Source organism: Haloterrigena sp. KLK7, from assembly GCF_037914945.1.
GTDB lineage: Archaea > Halobacteriota > Halobacteria > Halobacteriales > Natrialbaceae > Haloterrigena > Haloterrigena salinisoli.
Map to the genome: position 1 here is coordinate 1,200,364 of NZ_CP149787.1, position 13,330 is coordinate 1,213,693.

A 13,330-nucleotide genomic window follows, 5' to 3' on the forward strand; every position below is an offset into this window, starting at 1 on the left:
GACTCGACGCGACGATCCCGACCCGGCGAACCCACGTCCTTTTTCTCCCTCGCCTCCCTCTCGTCGGACAATGAGTCTCAGCCTCTCCGCTGACCGGCCGGACGTCCCCGATGACGCCGACGACGGCGTCTGGCTCGAGTGTATCGACTGCGGCGAGACGTTCGCTCCCTTCGACGACGTCCGCTACACCTGCGACGCGTGCGACAGCCTCCTCGAAGTCCGCTACGTCGATCTCCCGACGTTCGACGACTTCGAGGGCGAGGGCGTCTGGCGCTACGCCGACGCCCTGCCCTTCGAGTCGGGCGTCTCGATACAGGAGGGCGCGACGCCGCTGTACGAGGTTCCCCGTCTCGAGGACGACATCGGCGTCGAGACGCTGCGGATCAAACACGAGGGGATGAACCCCACCGGGTCGTTCAAGGACCGCGGCATGACCGTCGGCGTCAAGGTCGCGAGGGAACTCGGCGTCGGCCGCCTCGCCTGTGCGTCGACGGGGAACACGAGCGCCGCGCTCGCCGCCTACGGCTCCCGCGGCGGGATGGAGACGCTCGTGCTCCTCCCCGCAGGGAAGGTCGCGGCCGGAAAGATCGCCCAGGCCAGCCTCCACGGCGCCCGCATTCTCGAGGTCGACGGCAACTTCGACGCCTGCCTGGACATCGTCCAGGAACTCGCCGCGGGCGGCGAGGCCTACCTGCTGAACTCCTTGAATCCGTTCCGGCTGGAGGGCCAGAAGACGATCGGCCTCGAGATCCTCGAGGGCTTCCTCGCGGACTACGACACCGTGCCGGACCGAATCGTCCTGCCGGTCGGCAACGCCGGCAACACCTCGGCGCTGTACAAGGCGTTCCGGGAACTCGTCCAGGCGGGCGCGCTCGAGGAAGAGGACGTGCCGAAACTGACCGGTGTGCAGGCCGAGGGCGCGGCGCCGATGGTCGAGGCCATCGAGAACGGCGCGGACGAGGTCCGGCGCTGGGAGGACGTCGAGACGCGCGCGACCGCGATCCGGATCGGCAATCCCGTCAACGCGCCGAAGGCCCTGCCCGGCATCCGCGAGACGGGCGGCACCGCCGTCGCGGTCTCCGACGAGGAGATCACCGAGGCCCAGCGCGATCTGGCGGGCGAGGGGATCGGCGTCGAACCCGCCTCCGCCGCCTCCGTCGCCGGCCTCCGAAAGCTCCGCGCGGAGGGGATCGTCGGCGACGACGAGCGCGTCGCCTGCCTGACGACTGGCCACCTGCTCAAGGACCCCGACGCCGCTGCCGCGGCGGGGAGCGATCCCGAACCCGTGCCAGCCGACACGGAGGGAGTGCTCGAGCACCTCCAGGACTGAGGGTCTGACGCGCGTCGGTCGAACGCACGACCGGCGTCGGACGCGTCTGACGGCCGACTGACTGGTATTTTTCCGCGCCGGGATCGAACCGAACGGCGACCCATGTCCGCCGACCGCCAGGGTGACGAACCCGCGTCCGCTCCCAACGTCGCGAGCCCGGACCGATCCCCGCGACCGACGTCTCGGTCCGACGAACCACACCTCGAGGCAGTTCGCGTCTCGGTTATCGGCGACGCGAGCGACCGGGGACGATCCGTCCCGCTCGCCGCTCGAATCGAACGCACGCGACTCGAACTGCGGATCGCAGCCCTCGAGGACGCGCTCGAGACGAGCGAGCGTCGCCGGCAAGCGGTGATCGATCGATACGAGCGCCTCCTCGAAGATCGAACGGCGCCCGACGAGACGTCCCCGTCTGACGGACGGTTGGACTCCCTATTGGCGCGATTGCGCGAATTGTAGCGGCTATCGCGTCGACCGACCCTCGAGTCGGTCAGCCGAACACGAGTCGAGAACGCTCTGGCCAGCGTGAGCGACGAGCGATTAATTACCTTCGAAATTCCAGTATTTTAAATACCATGGGGATACTAATCAATACTGTATCAGGTAATTACCAATGGTGGATGTTGACTCAGCTCCCGTCTGTCCCGAATGTGATGGGAGATTGCGGACCCGAGGTACCGAAACGATCTGTGAGGAGTGCGGTCTCGTCTCTTCCGAGGATGCGATCGATCGCGGCCCCGAATGGCGCTCGTTCGACGACGACGAGACCGATCGTCGGCGAACGGGAGCCCCGTTAACCCGCTCGCGGCACGATCGCGGCCTCTCGACGAAGATCGGCTACGGCTCCGGTTCGGGCGGGGAGTACAGCTCCCGGCTGACCGGACGGAAGCGACGCCAGATCGCCCGACTGCGTCGCGAGCACAACCGAGCGCGGATCTCCTCGAAAGCCGACCGGAATCAGGTCTACGGCTTCACCGAGATACGCCGGATCAACACCCATCTCTCGCTGCCGGAATCGGCCAGAGAACAGGCGTGTGCGCTCTTCAATTCGGCCCAGTCCGAGGGGCTCCTTCAGGGCCGGTCGCTCGAGGGGTTCGCCGCCGCTGCGGTCTACGCGACCTGCCGAACGCGATCGAACGCCCGGACGATCGACGAGATTGTCGACGTCGCCCGCGCCGACGAAGACGAACTCACGGTCGCCTACGACGCGCTCAATCGCGAACTCGGTCTCCCGACGGGGCCGATCGATCCGGCCCAGTACCTGCCGCGGTACGCCTCGAAACTCGACCTCGAGACGGCGATCGAGAACCGAGCACGGGAGTACGTCGCCACGCTCCTCGACGAAGGACTGATCGGCGGCCGCAACCCGAGCGGGGTCGCCGCGGCGTGTCTCTACAAGGCCGCCGGCGAACGCACGGAGTGGCCGACGATCACGCAAGCCGACGCGGCCGCCGTCGCCGACGTCGCGCCAGTGACGATTCGCTCGACCGTGGTGGACCTCAGAGAACTCTGAGGCGCTGGTCGACGGCGTCGATGGAACGGTCTCGAGTCGAGAGAGCTCTACCGTCTCGAGAACAATTCGCTGAACGGACTTGCAGACGGAACGTTGACGACTATGTCGTCCGCAGCGTGTCCGTACTCGGCTCGTAGACCTCGCCCTTCTGCTTGAGCTTCTCGATCTCGTGTTCGGCCTTGGACTGGTCCATACCGACCTCCTCGGCCCGTTCCATGACGATGTCGACGGGCGCCCCCTCGTCGTACTCCTCCTCGATGTCGCTGATCAGCTGTTTCAGGTTCTTGATCCGGTCGCGCTGGGACTTCGAGGTGCCGGCCTCGACGATGTCCGCGTCGAACTCGCCGGTCTCCGGATCGACGCCGATGTCCTGGAGACACGAGCGAACGATCTCGATGACGCGGTTCGCGTCCGACTCCTCGACCGTATCCGAGAGGCGCACGCGGGCGCTGGCCTCCGAGAGGCGCACCAGCGCCTCGAGCTTTCGGGCCGTGACGGGCACGGGGGCGTCCTCGTCGGTCCCCTTCGCGCGTAGATCCACGTAGAAGTCCCGGATCGCGTTCCGGGCCGCCTCGGTCATCCGCGGATGGCAGTTCTGCTTCGCGTAGGCGATGTACTTGCGCAGCAGTTCGGCGTCGATCTCCGGATCGACCTGATCGGTCATTTCGTCGATCTCTTCGCTCGAGACGTCCAGCGAGGTCATCTCCTCGCGCTGGGTGGTCAACTCGCCGGCGTAGTTCGTGGTGATGATGTGTTCCGCGAGGTTCTTGTCCTTCTCCTCGTCGGGCTGGTCCGTGACCGTGAAGATCAGGTCGAATCGAGAGATGAGCGCCGGCTCGAGGTCGATCTGCTCGCCGATCGGCTCGTACTGGTCGAACCGACCGTACTTGGGGTTGGCCGCGCCGAGGAGCGAACAGCGGGACTTGAGCGTGGCGTTGATGCCGGCCTTCGAGACGGAGATCTTCTGCTGCTCGAGGGCCTCGTGCATGGCGCTGCGGTCTTCCGCGCGCATCTTGTCGAGTTCGTCGATGGCTGCGATCCCCTGATCGGCGAGGACGAGCGCGCCGGCCTCGAGGGTCCACTGCTGGCCGTCGCCGAAGTCGTCGCGGACGGCGGCGGCGGTGAGTCCCGCCGAGGACGACCCCTTCCCGGAGGTGTAGACGGCCCGGGGGGCGATGTTCTGGATGTAGCTCAGCATCTGGGAGTTGTGCGAGATGACGCCGTTCGAGACGTAGTTGTGAGTTCCCTCGATCTCGAGGTCGTACACCCAGTCGTAGTCGGGTTCGAGTGTTTCGATCGAGACGATTTGATCCGTCTCAGGGGTACCGTGTGCAGCCGCGACTCCACCATCAGCCAGCACTTCTCTCGTGTCGATTTGGCCGACTGGATCCGGGGCCGTATCCATCGCAGCGACGGTGTCACCGACCGACAGTTCGTCGGCGCGGACTGCCCGAAAGCTGGACTCGTCAGGAACGAATAGCGGATGCGACGGCGTCACCTCGAGTTCCCGCCCGCTCGAGGTCTGCACGCGATACATCTGCTCGGGTGCTTCGCGTTTCCAGACTTTCGTCGCTCGCTGTGGAGCGATTGAACCGTCGTCCTGCAGGGACGGAACCTCGAGATCGATCTCATCGTAGCAGCCGTCATCGATCGGTTTCGGATCCTCGAGGTTCGATTCGACGAGATCACGAATTGGGACATCTCGTCCGTCTGCGAGCGTGACCTTTGTGTCTCCGTGGACGCATTTACCCGTACCAGGGTCCCCGATCAGTAGCATGTGCAGGTCCCCGCGGATCCTCGAGCCGTCGGGAAGCTGCTTCGTCACGCCCGAGAACAGCTGGAGGATCATCGCGAGCTTCTCCTGGTCGTAGCCGTAGATCGAGGGAGCGATGGAGGCGACCATCTGCTCGTAGATGTCTGCGCTCGAGGAGAGCCGGACGATTTCCTCCTTGTCCTCGTCGGTGATGTCCATGTCCTCGAACTGCTCTTCGTCGATGTCGACGGCCATCCCCTCCATGTAGAAGTCGAAGACGGGCGACTTCTCCTGCTGGTCGCCCTGTTGCTCGAGGCGGAGGACGCCGGTCGCGGAGACGTGGTCGCCGGGGGTCACTTCGCCGGTGATGTCGTCCTCGACGTGGACGTCCAGCGACTGTGGCGTCTCGCCGCCGCGCAGCCCTTCGGGGCTCTCCTGAATGCGGAGCTTCTGGGAGTCGACGAACTCAGACTGATCGAAATTCACCTGAAACGGTCCCTGCCGCTCACAGCCCTGACACTCGTGGGGTTCCTGAAAGTCCCCGCTGGACTGGGGAATGCGGGTCAGGGTGCCACAGAGCTGACACTCGAAGGCGGCCTCCTCGATTTTGGGGCGAACGTCGGTCGCTTTCCGAACGATCCCGTGGACCTCGACGAGGGTGTTCATGTCCGGGGCGCGGATCTCCCGGATCTCAGGGGACTCGGTCTCCGGGAGGTTGTGGATCCGAACGTGGGCCTGCCCGAGACTGACGTCGATCGGAAGGTCGTACAACCGCAGCGCCTCCTCGGCGTAGCGCTGGAGCTGTTCGGGCTGGGCGAGGAAGTCGTCGGCGAGGTCGGGATCGAAGCGGTAGAGATCCTGCCAGTCGATGTGAAGCGAACGCTGCTCGTTGGGATATCGCTGCGCAAGCTGCTTGATCTCGTTGTCGTAGTAGTTGCGGAAGAACTGCTCGAACGAGTCGACGAGTTCAGAATTGCCCGCTTGCGCCATTGCACTCTCTTAGGGTCGCCATCCGGTATAAATGGTGGCAAAGCGGGGCGGAACTGAACCGCGGCCGATCGGTCGCGATCGACTCGGCGACCGCGGGACGGTGCCGTCGCTCGAGTAGAGCGCGCGAGAGCCGTCAAAACCGGACGGGTCGATGCCGGGCCACGACGAACCGTCCGTTCCCGCTCTCGTCGCCGGTGACTGCCGGCGACGCACACGCCGTGTCCTGGTTCCCAGTCAGGTCACGTGGCCTCGTTTGGTATAGGAACCGCTCGAGTATGTATGTGTGGCCAATCTGTGTTGGGGAGGCGGTGACTGTCCGGGACTCGAAACTGTCACCGACGGTCAGGTACCGTCACCAGCGATTCGGTGACCATATCGGCGGTCAGGTATCGTCACCGAGGTCGTCGGAGGCGACGCCCAGCGTCGCGATCGCGCGGAAGGCCTCTTCGACGGTGACGTCGACGTCGTAGACGTGTTCGGCGGGCATATGCATGATGAACCCGTTCGTCGTCGGGTTCGGGCCCAGCGGAACCATGATCGTGACCATCGGGCCGTTCCCGACCTGCGTCTCGATTTCCGGCGGCGTCTGTGCCGTCAGAAAGCCCAGCATGTAGGCGTCCCGGTGGGGGAACTCGACGAGTTTGACGTCTTGAAACTGGTCCGTGTCGTCGTCGACCAGCAGTTTGCTGGCCTGCCGAACGCTCTCGTAGATCGCGCTCACGCCCGGAATGGTCTCCATGGTCGCGTGGACGCGCTTCGAGATCGCTTTCCCGGGCGTGTACTCGGCGACGATTCCGACCAGCAGGAAGAAGACGAACAGCGCGAACATCATGACGAGCTGTACGACCGCCTCCGGCGGCTCGTTGGGCCAGACGAACATCACACCGCGGACGACCGGCGAGACCATGTTCAGAATGAAATCGACGACGACGATCAACACCAGTATCGTAATCACCAGCGGGATCGCCAGCGCGATCCCGTTGATGAGCCAGCGTTTGAGGAGCGCCGTGATGCCGGCACCGGATTTCGACATTGGTTTCGAGCAATGCGATCCGTTGGGGAAGTCGTTCGGCTTGCATGGATAGTCGCGTCAGCTGACAGTCGACGCACCGTGCGGCGAAGCGAAAGCGGCAATAAATCCTCCGGGAGACTCGAGCGCTGCGCCCTCGAGTAACCGTTATCCGTCGGATACGCGTGCGTGGTGTCGTATGTCCGGAGCCGAACGAGTCGACGCGGCGGGCGATGCTCACGGCCGTCACCGTCGAGGACATCGACTTCACTGCGCTCGCTCGGAAATCCGTCCTCGAGGACTGGGGCTTCGAGGAGGACGATGTCGGTCGCGACCGCGACTGTTTCGACGACGTTTGAACGGTCCGGACTCGATCGGTATCGCGTGACCGAGGTCAACGGTCGGCGCCGCAGGACTCGTCTCGAGTCGACTGCGCCGGTGTCCCGGCGGCCCACGGATAGTCGTCGTGCCAGGGGTTGACCCGTTCGTAGGCGGCGCTGGCGGCGACGATCGGTCGGTCGTCGTGGACGGGGCCGATGAGCTGGAGGCCGACCGGCGCGCCGTCGTCGGTCAGCCCCGCCGGGACGGACGCCGCGGGGTGTCCAGTCATGTTGCAGACGGTCGTGATCAGCCACCCGACGATCGGATGGATCTCGGTCCCGTCGACCTCGGTCGGGCCGAGGATATCGTTCGGGAACGGCGGCACCGACAGCGTCGGCGTGGCGATCAGGTCGTACTCCGCGAGTGCATCCTGGAGGCCGGTATAGGCGCGGGCCCGCGCCTCGATGGTGGTCGCCAGCGCGTCGTCGCGGAGCTCGCCGTCCTCGTCGAGGTAGTCGAACCCGGTCTCGATGATCTCGAGCAGCGGGTCCGGGTACAGGTCGCGGTCCTCGCCGAGGACGTCGACCCCGAACTCCTCTATATGCGTCCGCGCCAGGTCCGCGTAGGAGGAGGTCCAGACGATCCAGATCGCGTCGATCAACGCCTCGTAGGACTGGCCGAGGTCGACGGTGGTCGCCTCGACGGTCGTTCCTTCGGCACTGATCGTCCGAACCGCATCGTCGACGACCCCGCGGACGCGCCGATCGACGGGGTAGGTGCTCAACCCCGGATCGTACCCGATCCGCAGGGTCGAGACGTCGTCGTCCAGCGCCGCCCGGTAGTCGGTCGCGTTCGGATCGTCGCCGCGCATCACCGACATCGTGAGCGCGGTGTCCGCGACGGTCCGCGTCGACACGCTCGGCTGGAAGTACGTGTCCCCCGTGCCGAACTGACCGGGTTCCTCGACTTTCGGGAACAGTCCGTAGGTGTTAGTAAACGACGCGGGGATTCGGATCGAGCCCGCCCCGTCGGTGCCAGTCGCGAACGGGAGCATCGCGTCGGCGACCGCGGCGGCGCTGCCACCCGACGAGCCGCCGGCGTTCAGCGCGAGGTCGAACGGCGTCGGCGTCGGGCCGACGACGAGGTTGTCCGTCTTCCCCATGTAGCCGCCCTCGGGCGTGTTGGTCTTCCCGACCGGAATCGCGCCGGCGTCGAGAAACGCCTGCACTTCGGGGTCGGTCTCCTCGGCGATCCGGTCCCGGAACGCGAGGAAGCCGTCGGTGAAGCGCACGCCCTCGAGTTTCTGCCGATCCTTGATCGCGAACGGGATCCCGTGGAGCGGCCCGAGGTCGTCGCCACGCTCGATCGCGCGCTCGGCCTCGCGGGCCTGCGCTCGAGCGTGCTCCGGGAAGAGCGTGATGAAGGCGTTTATCTCGTCGTTTCGTCGCTCGATGCGCTCGAGGAAGGCGTCGACGACCTCGACGGGGGAGAGCTCGCCCGCGCGGATCCGCTCGGCGAGGGTCGTGGTCGACGCGAAGACGATGTCCTCGCGGCCCCCGTTCTCACCGCGGGTCCGGTCTCCGGTCGCGGCGGCGTTCGTCGCACCGGTACCGAGGAGAGCGGCGCCGGTGGCGACGCCTTTGAGGTATCGTCGTCGGGTACGGTCTGTCAATCGATTGGTGTGTGATGGCACGATCGAGCCCTCGGCAGTGGGATGGATAAGTAATAGTCGTAATATCTGACGCGTCGCAGCGAGGAATCTACGGTCGGGACTCGAGCGCGTCGGTATCAGCGTACGTGAACGGTACGGGCGGGAAATTCGATGTTTTCCGGCGGGCGCGGATCGACGTTCCGTACATCGCTGCCCCGAATCCGGCCGCCTCACTCGCTACGAGGGACTGTCGTGAACGGGACCGTCGCTCCGCGGCTCTCGGGGTGCTCGAACAGTTCCGTCCGTCGGAACCCGTTCGAGCGACCGAAAACAGAGGGCGTTCCCTCTCACCAGCGGGGGACGGACTGCGCGGGTCGCGTCCCACGCGTCGCCCACCAGCGTCGAAGCCGCCGCCGGAGGCGCTCGAGTCTGGATTCGCGCCGGTAGCTGACGGTCATCGACCGGACGCTCCGCGTTCCCGTATCGTCCGTGACGTCCAGGACGTCCGCATCGACGAACGCGTCGACGTCCAGTCGGAACTCGCTCCGCCGGCCGTCGTCGGTTTCGACGACCCGGCCGGGGACTTGCCGCACCTCCGGCCACGCGCTCTCGTCATCGGTGGCGATGGCGGTCAGCAGTCGAACGCCCGGATCGGTCCGGACGACCGCTACGGTCGCGTCGTCGGGCGCTGGCGGCAGCGTCACGAACGACACGTCACCCGAGAGCAGACGGACGGTTCGCTCGTCGTCGGACGCGGGTGTGCGCATCGACACGGATTCCATATGTGTATTGTTAACAAACAACCCTAAATAATCACTGCCCGGCTGGTTCTCTGCCCTGATCGAGCATCTAGCGTGACCACGAGTGGTAGCCTGCCCGTACATCCCAGGGATGTCGCCGTGCGGGCGGATCGAGACCGTTGTCGGACTCGAAACGGCACTCGAGGTGAACCCGACGAGCGATCTACAAAATCGGTGTTCGGCGTCCCGTCGCGACGGATCGGGACAGTCCTACCGCATGCGAGCCTGACGACTCGTCCGGATTCGGGGCTCGGACGTCACGGCGCTCGAGCGAAGCGAGGGCGACGGTCTGCCGTCGTTCGAACCGGCGATCGGAACGGAGTCGTCGCTCGCGGAATTGTTCGCGACGAAGTAAGTGGGATCGCCCGGATTTGAACCACGGTCGTTCCGCTTCGCTCCACTCCCTGATTCAAATCCGGGCTCTTTCAATAGCTGCCGCTCGCGGATTTGCGAGCGGCAGCAATATGGGATCGCCCGGATTTGAACCGGGGTCACGGGCACCCAAGGCCCGAAGTATACCAAGCTAACCCACGATCCCGTACACCCTCCTAAAAGACGCAGGTCATAAAGGGTTTCGTTACCGGCCGAACGGTTTTGGCAGTCGACGTGATACCGCCGCGTACATGACTGGTCTCGAGATTCTCGTCCTGATCGCGGTCCTCATTGGCGTACTGGTCGCCGCAGTGCTCGTCCGCGCGCTCGCCCCCTTCATCGTCAACGCAGTCGTAGGACTCGTTGTATTGTTTCTCAGCCACGTCGTCTTCGGCCTCTCGATCGCCGTCACACCGGTGGTGCTCGTGATCGTCGGCCTCGGTGGGATCCTCGGCGCGGCCGCGGTAATCCTGTTCGCGCTGTTCGGTGTCGCCTTCGTCCCGTAGTCGCTATCGCCACCCCCTGGCGACCCCCCGGTCGCCAGCCCCGGTGCCGACGCGTCGCGTCAGTTCCCCAGGATCCGCGCGATGTCCTCGTCGGTCGCTTCGGTCGACGGCTCGGACGCGAAGTCGAATCCGCCGTCGGACTCGTCGCCGACACCGTCGTCGGTCTCGTCGGTCCACGCCGCCAGCAGATCGGCGACCTCTTCGTCGGTCGCCTCCGGCAGCGACTCCTCGCTGCCCTCCTCGGCGACGACCGCGTCGAAGATCTCCCCGAACGTCGAGACGACGCGATCCTCGTGGCGCGTCGGATCGAAGTGGAAGTGCGCGTACGCGTCGACGCTCGAGAGCCGATTGGTCAACACGTGCGCGAACTGGAAGACGTCCTTCGGCGGCGTCGATCGGAGCAGTGCGTCCAGCGAGTCGAAACAGACCGTGAGTTGCTCGTCGGACCAGTGCTTACAGAACCGACTGACGGCGACACCGATGGCGGAGAGATCGGTCGGATCGCGAACCGTGTCGACGACGATCCGCTCGTCAAAGTCGCGGGCCGACTCGGCGGTGTCCTCGACCAGAACGTCACCGACCGTTAGGAGGCCGACTCTGCCCGTCACCGCGTTCGGATCCGGCCGATTCGGCCGATTGTCCGCGAACGAAACCCTGAGATCTGCCGTCGCGCCGGTATCGTGGCAGAGGTCGGGACAGACGGCTGGCTCGCACTGCGTCTCGTGAACGAGCAAGACGTTCGCCGGCGGATCGATCGCGGCTGGGGTTGCTGGCTCCATTGGTCTCTCCGGGCTGGTCCCCGGCGCTACTCTTCCATTGGGCGACTCGCTCTTTACCGTTCCGGCCGCTGATACGTTCGGGAAAAGCGTTCCGGCCAACTCGTGCGGACGTGAAATACGGGCCAACTCGAGGGCGACTACAGGTCGTCGTCGCGCAACTCGAGGTCGGCGACGAGTTCGTAGGGGTGGGCGTCCTTTCGGATGCCGTCTAACAGGGCGAACGCCTCGCCGGGGTCGAGGAAGTGTTGGGTGACCACCTGTCCCAGCGGCGTGGGTTCGAAGCCGTCGATGAAGTCGTACTCGAGGAGTTTGCCGATGGCGTGTTTGGTGGGAACGTCGCCGAGCATGCGGTCGTTGAGCGCCTTCGCGGCCTTGCCGCCGACGGTGACGTTCGCCAGCGTCTCCTCGACGGCGGCGCCCTCGTCGTAGTGGGTCATCACCGACTCCATGTCGCCCTTGAGGAGTTTGAACGCGACCTCGTCCTCGGTCATCTCCATCGAGTTGTGGTAGGCGCAGTCGGGTTCGACCAGCACGTACACCGTGCCCTTGTCGTGGTAGTCGGGCCGGCCCGCGCGGCCGAGCATCTGGTGGAACTCCTGGACCGAGAGCCACTCGATGCCCATCGCCAGCGAGTCGAAGACCACCTGCGAGGCCGGGAAGTCGACCCCCGCTGCGAGGGCGGCGGTCGTGACGACCGCGGACAGGTCCTGATTACCGAACTGCCGTTCGACTTTCTTCCGGCGCTTGTAGTCCAGCCCGGCGTGGTAGGGCGCGGCCGAGTAGTCCAGTTTCCGGCTGATCTCGTGACACCGCCGACGGGAGTTCGTGAAGATGATCGTCTGGCCGCGATACCCCTTCGAGGACTCGGTATCGAACTCGCGTTTGACCAGCTTGTTCTCGATGCGGACCTTCTCCTGCCCGTCGGCGAAGGTGACGTGGCGCTCGATCGGGACCGGGCGCTCCTCGAACTCGATGAGCTTCGACTCGAGGGCGGTCCCGAGCTGTTCGGGGTTGCCGACGGTCGCCGAGAGGTAGACCCACTGGGCGCCGCCGTAGTCGTCCCGTCGCTTCGCGCGCTGCTCGCAGGTGTACTTCAGTCTGGAAATGAGGCCGTCGAGGCGGTGGCCCCGCTCCTCCTCCTTTAAGGTGTGGACCTCGTCGATGACGACGGTCCCGATGTCGCCCATGTCCTTGCCCGTCCGGAGGGCGTGGTCGATCCCCTCGTAGGTGCCGACGATGACGTCGGCGTTGGGGTCGAACTGGTTGCCGTTGTCCGAGATGCGGCTCGCGCCGACCCGAATGGAGACGTCGACGAGATGGCCGTACTCGTCCTGGAAGTCCTCGTACTTCTGGTTGGCCAGCGCGACGAGGGGGACGAGGAAGAGCATCTTCCCCTTCCCGTTCAACACGCGGTCGATGCCGGTCATCTCGCCGACCAGCGTCTTCCCGGTCGCCGTCGCCGAGACGACGAGCTGGTCGTCGCCGTCGAACAGGCCGTGCTCGACCGCGAGGCTCTGGACCGGCAACAGGGTCTCGAACCGGTCCTCGAGTAAGTTCTGCAGTCCCGGATGCAGGTTCAGCGAGTCCACCCGGACGGGGTCGACCTCGTCGGTCGTCGCCGAGATGGTATCGAACTTCGTCAGGTCGGGATCCAGCTGGCCCTGCAGCAGGTTGACGATCCGTTCTAAGTCCTGGACCTCGAGCATGAGGTCCTCGAGGCGCTCCTTCGCGGCGCCCGTCACTTCGCCGCTGCCGGAGTAGGTGAGCTGGCGCTCGAGTTCCTGACGAGCGCAGTCCCGGCAGATCCAATCGTTGTCGTCCTTGACCGCGGTCTCCGTCGTGATCGGCGAGTAGCGCCCCGCGGAGGCGCAGTAGCGGCAGGTCCGGACGGCCTTGGTCTTGTCCTCGAGCTGGTAGCCCTCGAGCATCTCCGTCAGCTCGCGGCGCTTCTCGGGCGAGGTCTGTTCGGAGATGCGAATCCGCCCGGCGCGGCGGGCGAGTTCGACGAACTCGTCGGGCTGGCGGGGCTCCTCGCTCGAGCCCTGCTTCAGCCGGAACTTCGCGGGTCGGGGACCCGCCGACGTCTCGGAGAGCCCGAGCTTCGCCCGGAACAGCCGCTGTCCGTCGCGCTCGACGACGACGAGGTAATCGTCACCGGTCGCGTGACAAAAGATCGTTTCGACCTCCTGGACCTGCTTCGACACGAGTGGCCGTAGGGCGTGACGGTATTTCAGCGGTTCGGACTGTGCCGCTCGAGTCGCGCCGCCGCGTCGGACCGCGAAGAAAAGGCACGAGACGTCCGGTCG

General features: G+C 65.5%; 11 protein-coding genes and 1 tRNA gene. 5 read left to right on the forward strand and 7 right to left on the reverse strand.

Going from position 1 to position 13,330, the window contains the following annotated elements; translation table 11 throughout:
• Positions 1 to 70: 70 nt before the first annotated feature.
• From thrC to WD430_RS05960, 3 genes are all read left to right on the forward strand, one after another.
• On the forward strand, positions 71 to 1,330 hold the full coding sequence (thrC, locus tag WD430_RS05950) for a threonine synthase (protein WP_339105099.1): 1,260 nt from the start codon (positions 71 to 73) through the stop codon (positions 1,328 to 1,330).
• 102 nt (positions 1,331 to 1,432) lie between these two features.
• Positions 1,433 to 1,789 carry a hypothetical protein gene (locus WD430_RS05955; protein WP_339105100.1) on the forward strand — a complete coding sequence of 119 codons (357 nt, stop codon included), beginning with the start codon at positions 1,433 to 1,435 and terminating at the stop codon, positions 1,787 to 1,789.
• Between the two features lie 154 nt (positions 1,790 to 1,943).
• Positions 1,944 to 2,843: a transcription initiation factor IIB family protein gene (locus tag WD430_RS05960; RefSeq protein WP_339105101.1), complete on the forward strand. Its 900-nt coding sequence runs from the start codon at positions 1,944 to 1,946 to the stop codon at positions 2,841 to 2,843.
• Positions 2,844 to 2,943: 100 nt separating this feature from the next.
• On the opposite strand, the gene WD430_RS05965 is transcribed toward WD430_RS05960, so the two are convergent.
• Together WD430_RS05965 and WD430_RS05970 are read right to left on the reverse strand one after the other, a co-directional pair.
• Positions 2,944 to 5,586 (reverse strand): ATP-binding protein, encoded by a 2,643-nt coding sequence (locus WD430_RS05965; RefSeq protein WP_339105102.1) that lies wholly within the window; start codon positions 5,584 to 5,586, stop codon positions 2,944 to 2,946.
• 382 nt (positions 5,587 to 5,968) lie between these two features.
• A complete protein-coding gene (locus tag WD430_RS05970) occupies positions 5,969 to 6,619 on the reverse strand; it encodes a DUF502 domain-containing protein (protein WP_339105103.1) in 651 nt (216 codons plus the stop codon).
• A gap of 161 nt (positions 6,620 to 6,780) precedes the next feature.
• Between WD430_RS05970 and WD430_RS05975 the strand changes: the two genes are divergently transcribed.
• Complete coding sequence (locus WD430_RS05975) at positions 6,781 to 6,954, forward strand: hypothetical protein (protein ID WP_339105104.1); 174 nt, start codon at positions 6,781 to 6,783, stop codon at positions 6,952 to 6,954.
• 35 nt (positions 6,955 to 6,989) lie between these two features.
• Here the strand turns inward: WD430_RS05975 and WD430_RS05980 are convergent, their stop codons facing one another.
• From WD430_RS05980 to WD430_RS05990, 3 genes are all read right to left on the reverse strand, one after another.
• Positions 6,990 to 8,609, reverse strand: a complete 1,620-nt coding sequence (locus WD430_RS05980) for an amidase (protein ID WP_339105105.1) — start codon at positions 8,607 to 8,609, stop codon at positions 6,990 to 6,992.
• Positions 8,610 to 8,914: 305 nt separating this feature from the next.
• Positions 8,915 to 9,349: a hypothetical protein gene (locus WD430_RS05985; protein WP_339105106.1), complete on the reverse strand. Its 435-nt coding sequence runs from the start codon at positions 9,347 to 9,349 to the stop codon at positions 8,915 to 8,917.
• Between the two features lie 483 nt (positions 9,350 to 9,832).
• A tRNA-Pro gene (locus WD430_RS05990) sits at positions 9,833 to 9,905 on the reverse strand.
• Between the two features lie 85 nt (positions 9,906 to 9,990).
• Between WD430_RS05990 and WD430_RS05995 the strand changes: the two genes are divergently transcribed.
• Complete coding sequence (locus tag WD430_RS05995; protein ID WP_339105107.1) at positions 9,991 to 10,245, forward strand: hypothetical protein; 255 nt, start codon at positions 9,991 to 9,993, stop codon at positions 10,243 to 10,245.
• A 59-nt stretch (positions 10,246 to 10,304) separates the two neighbouring features.
• Here WD430_RS05995 and WD430_RS06000 read toward each other — a convergent pair whose 3' ends face one another.
• Positions 10,305 to 11,024: a hypothetical protein gene (locus WD430_RS06000; RefSeq protein ID WP_339105108.1), complete on the reverse strand. Its 720-nt coding sequence runs from the start codon at positions 11,022 to 11,024 to the stop codon at positions 10,305 to 10,307.
• Positions 11,025 to 11,161: 137 nt separating this feature from the next.
• A complete protein-coding gene (locus WD430_RS06005; protein ID WP_339105109.1) occupies positions 11,162 to 13,228 on the reverse strand; it encodes a DEAD/DEAH box helicase in 2,067 nt (688 codons plus the stop codon).
• Positions 13,229 to 13,330 lie beyond the last annotated feature (102 nt).